The sequence below is a fragment of the Streptomyces sp. NPDC025721 genome, from assembly GCF_055558595.1.
Genome location: NZ_JBVHMF010000003.1, coordinates 99,396 through 115,540 on the forward strand (window position 1 = coordinate 99,396; position 16,145 = coordinate 115,540).

Sequence of the window (16,145 nt, forward strand, 5' to 3'; positions counted from 1 at the left end):
GCCGCGGAACGCAAAACGGCCCGCCGACTGATGTCGGCAGGCCGTCACGGTACTTCGAGGCCGGTGAGCCTCGGTGGGCGATACTGGGATCGAACCAGTGACCCCTTCGGTGTGAACGAAGTGCTCTCCCGCTGAGCTAATCGCCCGGGACGCCTCGAACCATACAGCGCGACGGGCCCGCCGTTCAAACCACATGCGCGGCGTCGGCGGCGAGCCGCGCGAGCAGCCCGTGGCGTCCGCCGCGCATCATCAGCGCGTGGTTGGCGAGGAAGAGCGGGCGGCAGGGGACGGCGAGCAGCCGCATCAACGGCTTGCGGACGACGACTTCCTGTTCGTAGAGCAGCCGGGTGCGGGTCCCCGGGAGGCCGCCCGGCGTGATCGTCCAGCGGAACCAGCCCTCCAGGTCGCCGGTCATCGCGGCTTCCAGGACCCGCGTACTCGGGTCGTGCCGGACGGATCTGGCGCTGACGACGAGGTCGTACGGGAGGAGGGAGCGGAAACGCAGCATGCCGGTGGTGTCGCCGGTCTGCCGCACCTCGCGGATCTGGGGCCACCAGACGGGGTAGTCGTCGGGCCGTTCCAGCACCCGGTAGACGGCGTCGGGGTCCGCGTCGAGCTGCCACGTCCTACGGAATCGGTAGTGACTCCAGTCCATACCGCAAGTGTGCGCGATCGAATCCGCGTACGGCGCGGGAACGCAAAGGATCCCGGGGAGCGGTGTGGAAACCGGTCCCCGGGATCCTCGAATCCGGTGGGCGATACTGGGATCGAACCAGTGACCCCTTCGGTGTGAACGAAGTGCTCTCCCGCTGAGCTAATCGCCCGGACGCGTGGACAACTTTACCGCACGTGGGAGGGGCCTCGGACCAGGCTCCCGAGGGCCCGCGACGGGCGCGCGGGGCCTAGCTGTCGGCCCAGGGCGTGTCGAGGCCGAACTGCCACAGGTAGCACCCGGCGAGTCCGGCCAGGGCGAGCACGGCGGCGGTGGTGAGCAGCAGATTGCGCCGCCGTACGCGGGGGTCCAGGGCGGCCCTGGCGGCGTCGGCGACCTTGCGGCGGGTCCAGCGCAGGACGCGCTGGGCCCAGGCGAACTCGGTGGCCCAGATCGCCATGCCGCCGAAGATCACCACCCAGCCGGGGCCGGGCAGCGGGAGCAGGACGACTCCGCCCGCGACGACGGCGAGGCCGACGAGGAAGACGCCGACCCGCCAGGACTGGTGCAGCAGCCGTGACTTCCTGATGAAGCCGGGGGCCCGTGACCCCAGCCGCGAATCCTTGGCCACGGCTCCATCGAACTCGTCACTCTCCGCAGTCATACCGACAATTTACCCGACCGGCGTTCGTCACCGAAATGGCTGATCGGCCCGTCTCGGGACTAGGCCGGACGAGGTACCAGAAGCCTCACAAACCCCTCAGAGGGGTTTACAACGTCCTCGCAGGTGGCATGTCGATTTCGCCGACGTGCGAATCCCCGAGCGCACACTGAGCGAAAGGCCCTGGCGCTTATGAACACCACGGTCAGCTGCGAGCTGCACCTGCGCCTCGTTGTGTCGAGCGAATCCTCACTGCCTGTACCCGCGGGCTTGCGGTACGACACGGCCGATCCGTATGCCGTGCACGCCACCTTCCACACCGGAGCCGAAGAGACGGTCGAATGGGTGTTCGCCCGCGACCTGCTCGCCGAGGGGCTGCACCGCCCCACCGGCACCGGAGACGTCAGAGTCTGGCCGTCCCGCAGCCACGGTCAGGGCGTCGTCTGCATCGCCCTCAGCTCCCCCGAGGGCGAAGCGCTGCTGGAAGCACCGGCGCGGGCCCTGGAGTCCTTCCTGAAGCGGACGGACGCCGCGGTTCCGCCGGGCACCGAGCATCGTCACTTCGACCTCGACACCGAGCTCTCCCACATCCTCGCGGAGAGCTGAGACCCAGCCCGTCACCGCAGTCCGCGGCCGTCCTACTCGGGGGGACGCCCGGACCCGACCAGCGGAGCCGGACGCTCGCGCCCGGCCCGGCCGCCTGTCATCTCGACACGACTTCGCACGCGATTTCGCTCATGACATCGCTCGTGACGTCGCTCGCCGCGACACGCACGACACCGTCACCCGTCGCGTACGTGACACGCACGACAGCCGTCTCCGTGGGGCCTGCACCCCCACGGCGGCGGCTTTCGCGCGCTAGAGTCACCGGAACGCAGCCGACCGATCACGCCGGCAGGGAGCAGTTCCGTGCTGATCAACCATGACACCAGGTGCGCGCTCGACAGCGTCGTCGACCTCGTCAACACCGCGCCGCAGATCGAGGGCCGGGAATCGCTCGCGGACGTCGCGGACCTCCGCGGCTTCGTGGAGCGCAACCAGGTCAGCGAGGTCGGACGGCTCGACGAGCGCGACCTCACCGCCGTCCACGCCGTACGCGCCCGCTTCACCGCCGTCTTCGGCGCCGCCGACAACGCGACGGCCGCCACCATGCTCAACGCGATGGTCGCCGAGGCGGGCACCACGCCGCGGCTGACCGACCACGACGGCTACGACTGGCACGTGCACTACTTCGCGCCGGGCGCCTCGCTGGCCGACCACCTCGCCGCGGACTGCGGCATGGCGCTGGCCTTCCTCATCGTCGCCGGGGAACGCGACCGGCTGCGGCGGTGCGACGCGCCCGACTGCCGCCGGGCCTTCGTCGACCTGTCCCGCAACCGCTCACGCCGCTACTGCGACAGCCGCACCTGCGGCAACCGGCTCCATGTGGCGGCCTACCGGGCCCGCCAGCGCGAGGCGAGCGCCTGAGCGCGGGCGGCGCGAACAGCCGACCGCGGACGCCGCCGCGGGCGTCCGCCCCCGCCCCGCGGCGTCAGAGCAGCAGCAGGTCGTAGATCGCGCCTGCCCCGAGCAGCCCTCCGATCACGCACAGGAACAGCATCAGCGGGGGCTGCGAGAGGGCGTACAGGCACCCCTGCGGCTCTCCCTCCCCCGCCCTCGCGGCGGGTTCACGACCCTCGGCGCGCGGGCCTGGAACGACGTTCTCGACAGTGGATTCGGCACGGTCCGGCCGCGGAGGGGAGAGACGATCCCCGGAGGTGGGCAGCACAGGCCGATGATCGCGCAGAGAACGATCACTCGTCTCCCAACACGCCAACTCCCAGGGGTGTTTCGGACCCCCACACCCGTTCGAAGAGGACCGTGCGGCGCACGCCTTTCCGGTCAGATACCGCGCCGCTTGAGGATCTCCTCGACGTCGGCGAAGTCGGACAGACCGCTGTCCGCCGAGGCGCGCCGTTTCGTGCTCGGGCGGGAGGAGGCGGGCAGCGCGGGGCTGGAGGCGCCGGGCACGGCCGCCGGGGGCTGCTGCCCCTCCTCGGGTCCGACGCGCGCGGCGATCAGCCGGGTGACGCCGTACAGCAGCACGGAGACGCCGATGACGCCGAAGCCGAGCCAGACGGTGGGCTTGAAGATCAGGTCGGCCGCCCAGTCGCCGGTGGCGGTGCCGATCTTGCGGCCGAGGGTCACGAGCCCCGCCATGGCCAGGCCGACCGGCAGCAGGGACACGGCGGCGATGCGGGTGGCCCGCAGATAGCGTCGGCGGTAGGCGGTCTGCACGGCGATGGCCAGGCCCGCGGCGGACAGGACGGCGCATAGGGCGGTGGTCAGCATCCCGAGGCTCCTGCGGCAGTTGCGGATGGCCCCGTGAGGTCCGGCCAAGGGCCCGCACGAGGTCGCGTCCTCCCATCCTGCCTCGACACGGGCGCGCGAGGCCACGGTGGGGGGCCGGGTTCAGGGGGATCTCGGGGGTGCCTCCTCCCCGAGTGGGAGACTTGGACCATGGATCAACCCTCCCCCGCCGTGTCGCGTCCCCCCGTACTCGAGGTCTGGTGCGAGCTCCAGTGCCCGGACTGCCGCACCGCCCTGGACGACGTCCGCGCGCTGCGCGAGCGGTACGGCGACACGCTCGACATCCAGCTCAGGCACTTCCCGCTGCCCAAGCACGCGCACGCCCTGGCCGCCGCGCAGGCGTACGAGGAGGCGTACGAGCAGGGCAGCGGCTGGCCGTACGCGGAGGCCGTGCTGGCCAGGGTCGAGGAACTGGACAGCCGCGGTGAGGCGGTGCTGGTCGAGGTGGCGCGCGATCTCGGCCTGGACGCCGACGAGGTGGACACCGCGCTGATCGACGGCCGCCACCTGCTGGTCGTCGACTCCGACGAGGCGGAGGGCAAGGCCATCGGCGTCACCGGCACGCCCACGTATGTGATCGGCGGCGAGCGTCTGGACGGCGGCAAGAGCCAGGACGGGCTGCGCGAGCGGATCACCGCCATCGCCGACCGCCTGCTGGCCGAGGCGGGCTCGGCCGTCCCCGGCCCCGGCCCGGCCACCGGCGACGACGGGCAGGTCTGCCGGATCCCCGGCCGCGACTAGACCGGCGCCGGGCTCATCGGGGTCGGACGCGGGCACGGGTCCGGGCTCAGACGCGGGCAGCGGGGTCGGGTCCGGGCTCGGGGTCGGGCTACAGCAGCGGCTTCGACAGGTGCCGCACCGTCGTGCCGTAGCCCAGCGACTCGTACAGCCGCAGCGCCGGTGCGTTGCCCGCGAAGACGTCGAGGGCGACGGCGGGGGCCCCGGCCTCGCGGCAGGCGTTCTCGGCGGCGAGCATGAGCGTACGGCCGTGTCCGCGGCCCCGGTGCGCGGTGTCGACCTCGACGGCCAGCACCCACGCGGGCGCGGCGCGGTCGGCCTCGTCGTACAGCCGCAGCGCCACGCGGCCGACGGTCACACCGTCGTGCGCGAGGGCGTACAGCGCGGCGCCCGGAGTCTCCCGGCCGCGCGGCAGCACGTGGTCGAAGGCGGCGGCCTCGCGGGCCGCCGCCTGCTCGCGCGGCATGCCGCGGTCGACCAGCGAGGCGATGAACTCCTCCGCGCTGTGCGCCCGCCACGGCCCGTACTCGGCGGCGGTCAGCGGGCGCGTGCGGCTGCCGGGCGGCAGCGGGTGCGGCGGGGCGGGCTCGCGCAGCGGCTTGAGCATGCCGCGGGCGCGTTCGACGTAGCCGAGCGCGGTGGCCAGCCGCAGCCCGTACTCGGCCGCGGCCGGGACCGAGACCTCAGCCCGCGCGCAGCCCCACAGCCGCAGCACCTCCTCGGCGGCCAGCGCGGCCACGGTGCCGCGCCCGCGCCGCCGGTCCGGCTCGTCGACGGCCAGCGCCGCGATCCGCCCGGTTCCGGGGCCGAGCCCCGGTTCCGCGCTCAGCTCGACACCGCCGACCGGGCGGCCGTTGACGCAGACGGTGAAGGCGCGGGCGCGACCGCCGTCGGGCGCGCGCCGCTCCGGGCCCGCGGGTCTGAGGGTCGTCGTCATGGTCGCGCTCCCGGGATGTCGCCGTACCGATCGCATGGGGTGCCGGGTGACGTTCTACCGCGCCCGGCGGCCGCCGTGCCGGGACTTGGGGGACCTACGGGTTCGGATCGGCCGCCGCGCGCTCGGCGAAGATCCGCATGGTCTTGGCCGTGACGGGCCCCGGAGCGGCGGAGAGCCGACGGTCGTCCGTCCGGTGCACGCCCTGCACATCGCGCAGCGACGAGGTCAGGAAGATCTCCTCCGCCCGGTCGAGGACGTCGAGCGGCAGGTCGGTCTCCTGCGCGCCGGTCCAGTCGATCACCAGCTCGCGGGTGATCCCGGCCAGGCAGCCGGACGCCAGCGGCGGGGTCAGCAGTCGGCCGTCGAGGACGACGAAGACATTGGACCCGGTGCCCTCGCAGAGCCTGCCCCGGGTGTTGGCGAACAGCGCCTCGCTGGCGCCGTGTTCGTGCGCCCGCGCGAGAGCGACGACGTTCTCCCCGTAGGAGGTGGTCTTGAGCCCGGACAGCGCGCCCTTCTCGTTGCGCGCCCACGGGACGGTGACGACGGCGGTGGTGTCGGGGCGTACGGACGCCTCGCCGAGCGCCACGACCAGGGTGGTGCCCGCGTCGCCGCGGTCGGAGCCGAGCGGCGACGGGCCGCCGGTGTACGTGATCCGCAGCCGTCCGAGCGGCATCGGGTTCGCGGCGAGCACGGCGTCGCAGGCGCGGCGCACCTCGTCCTGGTCGGGCTCCGGCAGGCCGAGGCCGCGGGCGGACCTGGCGAGCCGCTCCAGGTGGCGGGTGACCGCGAAGGGCCGGCCCTCCACGGCCTTGAGCGTCTCGAACACGCCGTCGCCGACCGTCAGTCCGTGGTCGAGCACCGACACGGTGGCGTCCGCGGTGTCCCGCAGTCCGCCGTCCACCCAGATCTTCACCGAAGCATCCCTCCGCTTGTCTCCTGGACTCCCGACGCTACCGCCAGCAGCCTGGCCGCCTTCAATTCGGTCTCGGCCCACTCGCCTTCCGGATCCGAACCCCAGGTGATCCCGGCGCCGGTGCCGAAGCGCAGCAGGGGGGCGCCGGGGCCCGTCCTGTCGATCCAGAACGTCCGGATGCCGACGGCCAGTTCACCGGTCCGCCGGTCGGCGTCGACCCAGCCGATCCCGCCGCAGTACGGGCCGCGCGGGGCGGTCTCCAGCTCGCCGAGCACCCGCAGCGCGCTCGACTTGGGCGCGCCGGTGACCGAGCCGGGCGGGAAGGCGGCGGCGAACAGCTCCGGCCATCCGGCGTCGGGGCGCAGCTCGCCGCGGACGGTGGAGACCAGGTGCACCAGGCCGGGGTGCGGCTCGATCGCGCACAGCGCGGGCACGGTCACCGAGCCGGTGGCGCAGACCTGGCCGAGGTCGTTGCGCACCAGGTCGACGATCATGACGTTCTCCGCGTGGTCCTTGGGCAGCAGCTCGTCCGCGGTCCGCGCGGTGCCCTTGATCGGCCCCGACTCGACCGTCGCGCCGTCGCGCCGCAGGAACAACTCGGGCGAGGCGGTGGCGATCTCGACGCCGTGCGCGGGCAGCCGAATCGTTCCGGCATACGGGGCCGGGTTGCCGCGGGCCAGGACCGCGGACAGCGCGTCGATGTCCGGGCCGCCGTACCCGCCCCGGCTCTCCGCCTCGGGCAGCGGCGCGGTCAGGACCCGGCAGAGGTTGACCTGGTAGACCTCTCCGGCCGCGATGCGCTCGCGGATCGCGCGCACCCCGGCCACATAGGCCGCGCGGTCCAGCGAGGAGGTCCACGCGGCGGGGTCGGGGCCGCGCCAGGGGCGGGTCCGGGGTGTGGAACGGGCGGGGTCGCGGCGTACGTCGCCGAAGCGGGCGCAGACCGTACGGCCCTCGAAGTCGGCGGCGACCGCCCAGAAACCCGTGGAGTCGAGCGCGCTCAGGTCCGCGGTGACATCCCGCAGGTCGGAGGCGACGAGGCCGCTGAAGCGGGCCATGGGGGCGAGGTCACGCACGGGGCTTCCCTGGTGGACGGCGAGTGGACGACGGAAGGGCCGAACCGGTGCTCGGCGGCAGGTGGAGCCGAGTCTAGGCGGGGCGCCGTCGCGGTGCTCCGACGGTCATGCGCCCGTCATTGGCCCGGCACGCTGCGGAAACCAGTTTTTGAGCTTGACCGGGAATCCGCTAGAGTTCACCACGTCGCCGGGACACGAGAGTGCCCCGGAGCTACGGCGCCTGCGGACGTGGCTCAGTTGGTAGAGCATCACCTTGCCAAGGTGAGGGTCGCGAGTTCGAATCTCGTCGTCCGCTCGACGTGGGGGATCTTCCCGAACCCCCGCTGTGTTGGTGGAGTGGCCGAGAGGCGAGGCAACGGCCTGCAAAGCCGTCTACACGGGTTCAAATCCCGTCTCCACCTCCAAGGACGATTAGCTCAGCGGGAGAGCGCTTCCCTGACACGGAAGAGGTCACTGGTTCAATCCCAGTATCGTCCACTGGACCCCACAGGGTCCTGGAGAAAGATCCCGCGCGATTAGCTCAGCGGGAGAGCGCTTCCCTGACACGGAAGAGGTCACTGGTTCAATCCCAGTATCGCGCACGCGTCATCAGCACCATCCGCGTCACCCGCACGACCGAGGACGATTAGCTCAGCGGGAGAGCACTTCCCTGACACGGAAGGGGTCACTGGTTCAATCCCAGTATCGTCCACGCGCAGGACACCGAGGGCCGGAAGCGATTGAGCTTCCGGCCCTCGGTCGTGCGGGTCCACTCGGCTGTGCGGGTCCCTCGGCGGTGCGGGTCCCCTCGGTCGCGGGAGGACCGCCCCCGTCGTCGGGATCGGGGTCAACTGGCCCCGGAAAAGCGCAATGCCCGGGTATCTCGCGATACCCGGGCAAACGCAGTCGTCCGCCGTACCCCCGTCCCCACGGGGTTCACCGGTATGTCCCCGGCCCGGACCGCTCTTCCGGGCCTGGGGCGTTGTGTCAGCGCCCCATCAGGCCGGCTACGGACGACGCTTGTGTGACCACCGCGTCCACTCCACCGAAGAAGTAGGCGAGCAGCGCTGCCAGCGGCAGCACCATGGCCGCCGCCACCAGCGGATGCCGGGTGCCGGTCGGACGGGCGCCGACGATCAGCGCCCTGCCGCCGCGCACGGCACGCGCGGTGCGTTCCACCGTGTTCGCCATGGCCCTCTCCAGAGGTGTGGTGTGGTCAGATCTTCTGTTGTCAGATTTGGGGCGGCGGACGTTTGACCTCGGGGGACGAGTGCTTCGCCCGCCGCTTGACCTCAACATTAGGGGCGCGACGGCGGTCGGTCGTCATGCCCTCGTACCCCTTTACCGGCCTCCCGGAGGATGACGGCGAGCGGCCCGGATACTCCCCTGGGTGGAGGAGGCGACCTAGGTCACCAGGGGTATCCCGGAGGGGACACCGGGCCGGAGGGGCGGCTTTTCCTGAGGAGGGGTCCGGGACCGCGTCGGTAGCGGGGCGGGTGACAGGGTGGTGACGGGGTCGGGCGACGGTGCGGTGGCGGGGCGGCGCTCAGCCCGCCTGCTCGACCTCGCGCGGTACCGGCTGCTCCACCAGGGCGAGAACCCTGGTGGACATGAAGCGGGCGGTGCGGACCACCGTCCCATTGCGGGTGACTTCACTCACTTCCACGACACCTCGGCGCACCGCCGTCTCCACTCTGCGGCCCGCCCGGGTGGCGATGACCTCATAGGTGCGGGTGGTGTCCCCCGCGTCGACGACTATCTCCACACGATCACCTTTCACGGCGTCATTCCCCCTTGGCAGACGGTCCGTTGGCGAAGCGGGCGCGGTGCTGACCACCCGTCGGACGGGCGCGCTCCCACCTCTCAAGGATCCCACCGGGCACTGACAATTAGCGCCCGCGCGCCTGCGGGGCATCAGCGCGCGGGGGGACTTGAGTCCGTAAGCTGTGGGCGGCCGGCCCAGCGGCCGGTCAGTTCAGTGGAGTGGGGCCTCCCCCACCGGAGGCAGGGGACGGACGGACATGGCGATGATGCGGCTCCGGCGCGAGGATCCGCGGGTCGTCGGCGCGTTCCGGTTGCACCGGCGGCTCGGGGCGGGCGGCATGGGCGTGGTCTACCTCGGCGCGGACAAGCGCGGGCAGCGCGTCGCGCTGAAGGTCATCAGGCCCGAGCTGGCGGAGGATCAGGAGTTCCGCTCGCGGTTCGCCCGTGAGGTGTCCGCCGCCCGGCGGATCCGCGGCGGCTGCACGGCCCGGCTGGTGGCGGCCGACCTCGAGGCCGAACGCCCGTGGTTCGCCACGCAGTACGTGCCGGGTCCGTCCCTGCACGACAAGGTCGCCGAGGGCGGCACGCTGCCCGCCGCCGAGGTCGCCACGATCGGCGCGGCCCTCGCCGAGGGGCTGGTCGCCGTGCACGAGGCCGGGGTCGTGCACCGCGACCTCAAGCCGTCGAACATCCTGCTGTCCCCCAAGGGCCCGCGGATCATCGACTTCGGCATCGCCTGGGCGACCGGGGCCAGCACGTTGACGCACGTCGGTACGGCGGTCGGCTCGCCCGGCTTCCTCGCGCCCGAGCAGGTGCGCGGCGCCGCGGTCACCCCGGCCACCGACGTCTTCGCCTTCGGGGCCACCCTGGCGTACGCGGCGACCGCCGACTCGCCCTTCGGGCAGGGCAGTTCCGAGGTCATGCTCTACCGCGTGGTGCACGAGGAGCCGGATCTGACCGGCGTGCCCGACGCGCTCGCGCCGCTGGTCTACGCGTGCCTGGCCAAGGACCCCGAGGAGCGGCCGAGCACCGTGCAGCTCTCGGAACGGCTCGCCGAGATCGCCGCCCGCGAGGCCCGCGGGATCGGCGCGCCGCGCCGCGAGGGGCTGCCGAAGGCGGCCGGGCCGCGCCCGGAACGGCCGACCGGCCGCAGGGCCGAGGAGTACGCGCAGCAGCACACCGAACGGCGGCCGGCCGGCGGGCCGACCAACGGGCGTACGGGTCCCGGTACCGCGCCCGGCCGCGGCAGCCGTACGGGCGGTGGCCAGGGGCCGCACGGCACCGGGGCCGGTGCCGGGGGGCAGGGCGGCGCGGGCACGTCCGGGGGGCGCTCCGGGTCGCGTACGCCGCCGCCTCGGCCGCCAGGCCCCCGGTCCTCCGGGACCCGCACCCCCGCCGCCCGGACGCCGACCGGGCGGCGTCCCGGTGCCAGCCCGAAGCGGCGCCTGTTGCGCCAGCGCGTCTTCGTCTTCGTCATCGTCACCCTTCTCGCGGCCGTCATCATCGCCGCCGCCCAGGGGTGCCACCGGCTCTCCCGCGGACTCGGCGTCCCGCCCACGGTCACCGTCTCGGCTTCCGCCGGGGATTCAGGCCCCTAGGGCTGCCGCCCTGGGCGCCCCGATGTCGACTTCCGTCACGGCCGATCGCGCCGTTCCCCCGGGTGGGGTGCCACTTTCGACCGTGCGGACAGTCCCGGCCAGCCGTGGCTCGTCGCGCAGTTCCCCGCGCCCCCGGTGGGTGCCACTTTCGGCCGTGCGGACCATCCCGGCCGGCCGTGGCTGGTCGCGCAGTTCCCCGCGCCCCCAGGTGGGTGCCACATTCCGCCGTGCGAACAGCACCGGCCCGCTGCGCTTGCCCGCGCAGTTCCCCGCGCCCCTACGGGCCCCACCCGGCGTCGCGGAGACAGTCCCGCCACGACGTGGCTCGTCGCGCAGTTCCCCGCGCCCCCGGTGGGTGCCGCTTTCGACCGTGGGAACAGCACCGGCCCGCTGCGGTTGCGCGCGCAGTTCCTCGCGCCCCTACGGGGCCCCAGTGCGGACGCCGGGTGAGGCGGGCTTTTGAGGGGCGCGGGGAACTGCGCGACCAGCCCATGTCGGGGCGCGGGTGAAGGACGGCAGGTACGAGCCCCGAAGGGGCGCGGGGAACTGCGCGACCGGCCCCCACCGGGGCGGGGGAACGGCGCGGGTGGCCAGGGCGGGGCGGGGCTGGCTCCGCGACGGGATGTGGCACTCGCGCGGGCGTCCGTACTCGTGAAGCCTCCCCCGCAGGGGGGCTGGCGTGGGTGGGCGGACTTCAGCTAGGTTTCCAAGCGCTTGCTTAGTAGGCTCGGGCGATCGGAAGGACGCGGCGTATGACGACCACCACCGCGAAGGACGGCCTCGGCGAGGAGGAGCTGCGCCGACGGGCCAGGGCGCTGCTGGCGGCGTGGGAGCCGGGGCGGACGGAGCCGCTGGAGTTCCTGCGGGCGCGGTTCGACGCGGGGCTGGCGTGGGTGCACTTCCCCGAGGGCCTCGGGGGCCTGGGTGCGCCGAGGGCGGCGCAGGCGGCGGTGGACGCGGAGCTGACGGCGGCCGGGGCGCCGGACAACGATCCCCGGCGAATCGGCATCGGGCTCGGCATGGCGGCGCCGACCATCCTGCGGTACGGCACCGAGGAGCAGAAGTCCCGCTTTCTGCGACCGCTGTGGACCGGCGAGGAGGTGTGGTGCCAGCTCTTCAGCGAACCGGGCGCGGGCTCGGACCTGGCCGGGCTGCGCACGAGGGCGGTCCGCGACGGCGACGAGTGGGTCGTGGACGGCCAGAAGGTCTGGACGTCGAGCGCCCACACCGCGCGCTGGGCGATCCTCATCGCCCGTACCGACCCGGATGTGCCCAAGCACCGAGGGATCACGTACTTCGTGTGCGACATGACCGACCCCGGCGTCGAGGTGCGTCCGCTGCGGCAGATCACCGGGGAGGCCGAGTTCAACGAGGTGTTCCTCAGCGGGGTGCGGATTCCCGACGCGCACCGGCTCGGCGAGGTCGGCGACGGCTGGCGGGTCGCGCAGACCACGCTCATGAACGAGCGGGTGGCGATCGGCGGACAGAGCCTGCCGCGTGAGGGCGGCATGATGGGCCCCGTCGCCGCGACCTGGCGCGAGCGGCCCGAGCTGCGGACGCCGGAGCTGCACGACCGGCTGATGCGGCTGTGGGTGGACGCGGAGGTCGCGCGGCTCACCGCCGAGCGGGTCCGCCAGCAGCTCGTGTCCGGCGCGCCGGGCCCCGAGGGCTCCGGGCTCAAGCTGGCCTTCGCCCGGCTCAACCAGCAGATCAGCGGCCTTGAGGTGGAACTCCTCGGCGAGGACGGCCTGCGCTACGGCGACTGGACGATGGTCAGGCCGCGCAGTGTCGACTTCTACGGCCGCGACGCGGGCTACCGCTATCTGCGGGCCAAGGGGAACTCGATCGAGGGCGGCACCTCCGAGATCCTGCGCAACATCGTCGCCGAGCGGGTCCTCGGCCTGCCCTCCGAGCCCCGCACCGACAAGGACGCCGCCTGGAAGGACCTCCCCCGATGATCGCCGCCTCCGCCCCCTCCCCCGGCCCCGCCGACCTCCTCTACTCCGAGGTCGAGGACGACCTGCGGGCCGCCGTGCGCGACGTCCTCGCCGACCGCTGCCCGCCGACGGCCGTGCTGGCCGCGATCGAGACCGACACACCGTACGACCCGGCGCTGTGGCGGGTGCTCGTCGCCGAACTCGGCCTCGCCGGGCTGCTGGTGCCGGAGAAGCTCGGCGGCCAGGGCGCCTCCGCGCGGGAGGCCGCCGTCGTCCTCGAAGTCCTGGGCGGCGGCGCCGCGCCCACGCCCTTCCTCGGCAGCGCCGTCCTCGCCACCACCACGCTGCTCGGCTGCGACACCGAGGACGCGGGGACGGCGGCGCTGCTCGGCCGCCTCGCCGCAGGCACGGCCACGGCGGCGCTGGCCGTCCCGCTGTCCGCCGCTCCCGGCGGCGCCTTCCCCACAGCGGTACGCGCCGACGCGGGCGGTCCGCTGACCGGCCGTGTCACCAGCGTCGTGGAAGCCCTCGTCGCGGACGTGCTCGTCGTCCCCGCCGTCGGCCCGGAAGGCCCGGGGCTCTACGAGGTCGCGGCGGCCGACGTCCGTACCGTACGGCCGGTCTCCCTCGACCTCACCCGGCCGCTCGCCGATCTGGAGCTCTCCGGCGCCGCCGGGCGTCTCCTGCCCGCCGCAGACCCGGCCGCCGCGCTGGACCGCGCCCTGCTCACCGGCGCCGGGCTGCTCGCCTCGGAACAGCTCGGCATCGCCCAGTGGTGCCTGGACGAGACCGTCCGCTACCTCGGTGAGCGCCACCAGTTCGGGCGCGTGGTGGGGTCCTTCCAGTCGCTCAAGCACCGGCTGGCCGACCTCTGGCTCGAGGTCGTCTCGGCCCGCGCCGCCGCCCGCTCCGCCGCCGACGCCCTGGCCACCGGCGCGCCCGACACCGCCGTCGCCGTGGCCGTCGCGCAGTCGTACGTCGCCGCCACGGCCGTCCACGCCGCGGAAGAGGCCCTTCAACTGCACGGCGGCATCGGCATGACGTGGGAGCATCCGCTCCACCTCTACCTCAAGCGCGCCAAGGCGGACGAGATCGCCCTCGGCACGCCGGGGTACCACCGCGCGGCGCTGGCCTCTTTGGTGGGGCTCCCGCCCCGCCCGTGAGGACGCCCGCCCGTGAGGACGCCCGCCCGTGGGCGCGTTGGGGGTGCCCCCAGCGCGCCTGAAGACCTGGCCCCGGCCGCCGCCCCGCGCGGCTACAGCCTCGTGGCGTAGAAGGCGACGGCCGACGCGGCGGCGACGTTGAGGGAGTCGACGCCGGGGGCCATCGGGATGCTGACCCACTCGTCGGCGGCGCGCAGGGCGTCCACGGAGAGGCCGTCGCCCTCGGTGCCGAGCATGAGGGCGAGTTTGGGGTAGCGGCGGGCGGCCAGTTCGTTGATGGTGATCGACTTGTCGGCGAGGCAGAGCGCCGCGGTGACGAAGCCCTGCTGGCGGAAGCGTTCGATGTCCTTGGGCCAGGAACTCAGGCGGGTCCAGGGGACTTGGAGGACGGCGCCCATGGAGACCTTGACGGCGCGCCGGTAGAGGGGGTCGGCGCAGCGCGGGGAGAGGAAGACGGCGTCCACGCCGAGGGCGGCGGCGCTGCGGAAGGCGGCGCCGAGGTTGGCGTGGTCGACGATGTCCTCGAAGATCGCGACGCGGCGTCCGGCGCCCTGGTCGGGGGCGGCGGCGAGCAGGTCCTCGGCCGTCGGCAGCGGCTTGCGCTGCATGGAGGCGAGGGCGCCCCGGTGCACGTGGTAGCCGGTGACCTGCTCCGCGAGGTCGGGGCTGACGGCGTAGACGGGAGCGGGCACCTCGTCGATGACATCGCGCATGACGTCCACCCACTTGGCGGACAGCAGCATCGAGCGCATGCGGTAACCGGCGTGCCGGGCCCGCCTGATGACCTTCTCGCCCTCGGCGATGAAGAGACCTTCGGCGGGTTCGCGACGCCGCCGCAGGTCCACGTCGGTCAGCGACGTGTAGTCGTGCAGGCGCGGGTCGTCGGGGTCGTCGATCGTGATGAGCTCAGCCACAGCCTGATACTGCCCTGTCCTCCGGCACCTGCCAACGGCGCATCCACAAGCCGTTCACCGGCCGGTACGGCCCTGCGCGACGCCGCCGCCCACGGTGACCACGTCGCCGATCACGATCACGGCGGGGGGACGTACGCCTTCCGCTTCCACGACGTCCGCGACGGTCGCCAGCGTGGCGTCCACCCGGCGCTGCGCGGCCGTCGTGCCCTCCTGCACCACGGCCACGGGTGTGTCGGCGGACCGGCCGCCCGCCACGAGCGTCGCCGCGATCGGGCCGATCCGCTCGACCGCCATCAGCAGCACGAGGGTGCCGCGCAGCCGGGCCAGCGCCGTCCAGTCGACCAACGAGCGCGCGTCGTCGGGCGCGACATGGCCGCTGACCACCGTGAACTCGTGGGCCACACCCCGGTGCGTGACCGGGATACCGGCCGCGCCCGGCACGCTGATGGAGCTGGAGATGCCGGGTACGACGGTGACCGGGACACCGGCCGCGGCCAGCGCCTCGGCCTCCTCCATACCGCGCCCGAAGACGTACGGGTCGCCGCCCTTGAGGCGGACCACGGCCTTGCCCGCCCTGGCGTGCTCGATCAGCGCGCTGTTGATGGCCTCCTGGGCCATCGCCCGGCCGTACGGGATCTTCGCCGCGTCGATCACCTCGACGTGCGGCGGCAGTTCGTCCAGCAGGTCGCGCGGGCCGAGCCGGTCGGCGATCACCACGTCCGCCTCCGCCAGGAGGCGGCGTCCGCGCACCGTGATCAGGTCCGGGTCGCCGGGGCCGCCGCCGACCAGCGCCACGCCCGCCGTCCGCGTCCGGTGGTGCGGCGCCACCAGCGTGCCGTCCCGCAGCCCCTCGACGACCGCGTCCCGTACCGCCGCCGACCGCCGGGGGTCCCTGCCGGTCAGCACCGCCACCGTCACGCCCTCCGAACGGCCCGTCGCGGGCGTCCACGCCGTGGCCGCCTCCGCGTCGTCGCTGCGCACGCACCACACCCGGCGGGCCTCCGCCTCCGCGGACGCCGCCGCGTTCGCCGCCGCGTCGGTGCTCGCCACCAGGGCGTACCAGGCGCCCTCCAGGTCCCCGTCCTCGTACGGCCGCCGCTCCCAGCGCAGCTCGCCCGCGTCGGCCATCGCCTCCACCGACGGCGTCGCCGTCGGCGACACCACCACGATGTCCGCCCCCGCCGACACCAGCGCCGGAAGCCGCCGCTGCGCCACCTGGCCACCGCCGACCACCACGACGCGCCGTCCGGCGAGGCGCAGCCCTACGGGGTACGCCGGGGCGTCCTTGCGATCCATGCGGTCCGGCTCCTTCTCAACGGTTTCCACTGCGTGCGGCGATCCTACGTTTCGGCCCCGGCCCCGGTCGGCCCCACCGTGCCCGGCCGCGCGCTTCCCCGCGCCCCTCCGGGACGCGTCCTCTTCCGCAGAGGGTGAGCCGTCCTTTTGGGGTGCGCGGGGAAC

The 16,145-nt window shown here is 73.7% G+C and carries 17 protein-coding genes and 7 tRNA genes; 11 read left to right on the forward strand and 13 right to left on the reverse strand.

The window, feature by feature from the left end:
• Window positions 1–74: 74 nt before the first annotated feature.
• The 4 genes from ACZ4EF_RS06805 to ACZ4EF_RS06820 form a co-directional block, all read right to left on the reverse strand.
• Window positions 75–146, reverse strand: a tRNA-Val gene (locus tag ACZ4EF_RS06805).
• 38 nt (window positions 147–184) lie between these two features.
• The gene (locus ACZ4EF_RS06810; RefSeq protein WP_355332571.1) at window positions 185–655 is read right to left on the reverse strand and encodes an SRPBCC family protein; all 471 of its coding nucleotides are present in this window, start codon (window positions 653–655) and stop codon (window positions 185–187) included.
• Window positions 656–752: 97 nt separating this feature from the next.
• Window positions 753–824: transfer RNA gene (locus ACZ4EF_RS06815), tRNA-Val, on the reverse strand.
• A 78-nt stretch (window positions 825–902) separates the two neighbouring features.
• Window positions 903–1,316 carry a TIGR02611 family protein gene (locus tag ACZ4EF_RS06820; RefSeq protein ID WP_391160845.1) on the reverse strand — a complete coding sequence of 138 codons (414 nt, stop codon included), beginning with the start codon at window positions 1,314–1,316 and terminating at the stop codon, window positions 903–905.
• Window positions 1,317–1,505: 189 nt separating this feature from the next.
• On the opposite strand from ACZ4EF_RS06820, the gene ACZ4EF_RS06825 reads away from it, so the two are divergent.
• Complete coding sequence (locus ACZ4EF_RS06825; RefSeq protein WP_003959770.1) at window positions 1,506–1,919, forward strand: SsgA family sporulation/cell division regulator; 414 nt, start codon at window positions 1,506–1,508, stop codon at window positions 1,917–1,919.
• 303 nt (window positions 1,920–2,222) lie between these two features.
• Window positions 2,223–2,780, forward strand: a complete 558-nt coding sequence (locus ACZ4EF_RS06830; RefSeq protein ID WP_355332576.1) for a CGNR zinc finger domain-containing protein — start codon at window positions 2,223–2,225, stop codon at window positions 2,778–2,780.
• A gap of 64 nt (window positions 2,781–2,844) precedes the next feature.
• On the opposite strand, the gene ACZ4EF_RS06835 is transcribed toward ACZ4EF_RS06830, so the two are convergent.
• On the reverse strand, window positions 2,845–3,081 hold the full coding sequence (locus ACZ4EF_RS06835; protein WP_355332579.1) for a hypothetical protein: 237 nt from the start codon (window positions 3,079–3,081) through the stop codon (window positions 2,845–2,847).
• 113 nt (window positions 3,082–3,194) lie between these two features.
• Entirely contained in the window at window positions 3,195–3,644 is a 450-nt protein-coding gene (locus ACZ4EF_RS06840) for a hypothetical protein (protein WP_391046554.1), read from the reverse strand.
• Window positions 3,645–3,812: 168 nt separating this feature from the next.
• Between ACZ4EF_RS06840 and ACZ4EF_RS06845 the strand changes: the two genes are divergently transcribed.
• Window positions 3,813–4,403, forward strand: a complete 591-nt coding sequence (locus ACZ4EF_RS06845; RefSeq protein WP_391046552.1) for a DsbA family protein — start codon at window positions 3,813–3,815, stop codon at window positions 4,401–4,403.
• 88 nt (window positions 4,404–4,491) lie between these two features.
• Here the strand turns inward: ACZ4EF_RS06845 and ACZ4EF_RS06850 are convergent, their stop codons facing one another.
• From ACZ4EF_RS06850 to ACZ4EF_RS06860, 3 genes are all read right to left on the reverse strand, one after another.
• On the reverse strand, window positions 4,492–5,337 hold the full coding sequence (locus ACZ4EF_RS06850; protein ID WP_467503149.1) for a GNAT family N-acetyltransferase: 846 nt from the start codon (window positions 5,335–5,337) through the stop codon (window positions 4,492–4,494).
• A gap of 94 nt (window positions 5,338–5,431) precedes the next feature.
• Window positions 5,432–6,253 (reverse strand): aminotransferase class IV, encoded by an 822-nt coding sequence (locus ACZ4EF_RS06855; RefSeq protein WP_467503151.1) that lies wholly within the window; start codon window positions 6,251–6,253, stop codon window positions 5,432–5,434.
• A complete protein-coding gene (locus ACZ4EF_RS06860) occupies window positions 6,250–7,329 on the reverse strand; it encodes a chorismate-binding protein (protein ID WP_467503153.1) in 1,080 nt (359 codons plus the stop codon). The genes ACZ4EF_RS06855 and ACZ4EF_RS06860 overlap by 4 nt, the downstream gene beginning before the upstream one ends.
• 222 nt (window positions 7,330–7,551) lie before the next feature.
• Here ACZ4EF_RS06860 and ACZ4EF_RS06865 point away from each other — a divergent pair.
• The 5 genes from ACZ4EF_RS06865 to ACZ4EF_RS06885 all read left to right on the forward strand — a co-directional run bounded on the left by ACZ4EF_RS06865 (window position 7,552) and on the right by ACZ4EF_RS06885 (window position 8,020).
• Window positions 7,552–7,624, forward strand: a tRNA-Gly gene (locus ACZ4EF_RS06865).
• Window positions 7,625–7,659: 35 nt separating this feature from the next.
• Window positions 7,660–7,733, forward strand: a tRNA-Cys gene (locus ACZ4EF_RS06870).
• Between the two features lies 1 nt (window position 7,734).
• Window positions 7,735–7,806: transfer RNA gene (locus ACZ4EF_RS06875), tRNA-Val, on the forward strand.
• 32 nt (window positions 7,807–7,838) lie between these two features.
• Window positions 7,839–7,910 (forward strand) — tRNA-Val (locus ACZ4EF_RS06880).
• 38 nt (window positions 7,911–7,948) lie between these two features.
• Window positions 7,949–8,020 (forward strand) — tRNA-Val (locus ACZ4EF_RS06885).
• Window positions 8,021–8,295: 275 nt separating this feature from the next.
• Here ACZ4EF_RS06885 and ACZ4EF_RS06890 read toward each other — a convergent pair.
• Both ACZ4EF_RS06890 and ACZ4EF_RS06895 read right to left on the reverse strand, forming a co-directional pair.
• Window positions 8,296–8,499 carry a hypothetical protein gene (locus ACZ4EF_RS06890; RefSeq protein WP_355332595.1) on the reverse strand — a complete coding sequence of 68 codons (204 nt, stop codon included), beginning with the start codon at window positions 8,497–8,499 and terminating at the stop codon, window positions 8,296–8,298.
• A gap of 355 nt (window positions 8,500–8,854) precedes the next feature.
• Window positions 8,855–9,088 (reverse strand): hypothetical protein, encoded by a 234-nt coding sequence (locus ACZ4EF_RS06895; RefSeq protein WP_188285447.1) that lies wholly within the window; start codon window positions 9,086–9,088, stop codon window positions 8,855–8,857.
• 241 nt (window positions 9,089–9,329) lie between these two features.
• Between ACZ4EF_RS06895 and ACZ4EF_RS06900 the strand changes: the two genes are divergently transcribed.
• From ACZ4EF_RS06900 to ACZ4EF_RS06910, 3 genes are all read left to right on the forward strand, one after another.
• Window positions 9,330–10,670 carry a serine/threonine-protein kinase gene (locus ACZ4EF_RS06900; protein ID WP_355332597.1) on the forward strand — a complete coding sequence of 447 codons (1,341 nt, stop codon included), beginning with the start codon at window positions 9,330–9,332 and terminating at the stop codon, window positions 10,668–10,670.
• A 752-nt stretch (window positions 10,671–11,422) separates the two neighbouring features.
• Window positions 11,423–12,628, forward strand: coding sequence for an acyl-CoA dehydrogenase family protein (locus ACZ4EF_RS06905; RefSeq protein ID WP_391160858.1), 1,206 nt, complete (start codon window positions 11,423–11,425; stop codon window positions 12,626–12,628).
• Window positions 12,625–13,770: an acyl-CoA dehydrogenase family protein gene (locus ACZ4EF_RS06910; protein WP_467503156.1), complete on the forward strand. Its 1,146-nt coding sequence runs from the start codon at window positions 12,625–12,627 to the stop codon at window positions 13,768–13,770. The genes ACZ4EF_RS06905 and ACZ4EF_RS06910 overlap by 4 nt, the downstream gene beginning before the upstream one ends.
• Window positions 13,771–13,862: 92 nt before the next feature.
• On the opposite strand, the gene ACZ4EF_RS06915 is transcribed toward ACZ4EF_RS06910, so the two are convergent.
• Both ACZ4EF_RS06915 and cobA read right to left on the reverse strand, forming a co-directional pair.
• On the reverse strand, window positions 13,863–14,684 hold the full coding sequence (locus ACZ4EF_RS06915) for a TrmH family RNA methyltransferase (protein ID WP_467503158.1): 822 nt from the start codon (window positions 14,682–14,684) through the stop codon (window positions 13,863–13,865).
• A 54-nt stretch (window positions 14,685–14,738) separates the two neighbouring features.
• A complete protein-coding gene (cobA, locus tag ACZ4EF_RS06920; protein ID WP_355332608.1) occupies window positions 14,739–15,980 on the reverse strand; it encodes a uroporphyrinogen-III C-methyltransferase in 1,242 nt (413 codons plus the stop codon).
• Window positions 15,981–16,145: the final 165 nt, after the last annotated feature.

What these genes read in the sequence shown, in the direction of transcription:
- ACZ4EF_RS06810 (WP_355332571.1), bottom strand. Translation starts at nt 655, where the DNA reads ATGGACTGGAGTCACTACCGATTCCGTAGGACGTGGCAGCTCGACGCG.
- ACZ4EF_RS06820 (WP_391160845.1), bottom strand. Translation starts at nt 1,316, where the DNA reads ATGACTGCGGAGAGTGACGAGTTCGATGGAGCCGTGGCCAAGGATTCG.
- ACZ4EF_RS06825 (WP_003959770.1), top strand. Translation starts at nt 1,506, where the DNA reads ATGAACACCACGGTCAGCTGCGAGCTGCACCTGCGCCTCGTTGTGTCG.
- ACZ4EF_RS06840 (WP_391046554.1), bottom strand. Translation starts at nt 3,644, where the DNA reads ATGCTGACCACCGCCCTATGCGCCGTCCTGTCCGCCGCGGGCCTGGCC.
- ACZ4EF_RS06845 (WP_391046552.1), top strand. Translation starts at nt 3,813, where the DNA reads ATGGATCAACCCTCCCCCGCCGTGTCGCGTCCCCCCGTACTCGAGGTC.
- ACZ4EF_RS06850 (WP_467503149.1), bottom strand. Translation starts at nt 5,337, where the DNA reads ATGACGACGACCCTCAGACCCGCGGGCCCGGAGCGGCGCGCGCCCGAC.
- ACZ4EF_RS06890 (WP_355332595.1), bottom strand. Translation starts at nt 8,499, where the DNA reads ATGGCGAACACGGTGGAACGCACCGCGCGTGCCGTGCGCGGCGGCAGG.
- ACZ4EF_RS06900 (WP_355332597.1), top strand. Translation starts at nt 9,330, where the DNA reads ATGGCGATGATGCGGCTCCGGCGCGAGGATCCGCGGGTCGTCGGCGCG.
- ACZ4EF_RS06905 (WP_391160858.1), top strand. Translation starts at nt 11,423, where the DNA reads ATGACGACCACCACCGCGAAGGACGGCCTCGGCGAGGAGGAGCTGCGC.
- ACZ4EF_RS06910 (WP_467503156.1), top strand. Translation starts at nt 12,625, where the DNA reads ATGATCGCCGCCTCCGCCCCCTCCCCCGGCCCCGCCGACCTCCTCTAC.
- cobA (WP_355332608.1), bottom strand. Translation starts at nt 15,980, where the DNA reads ATGGATCGCAAGGACGCCCCGGCGTACCCCGTAGGGCTGCGCCTCGCC.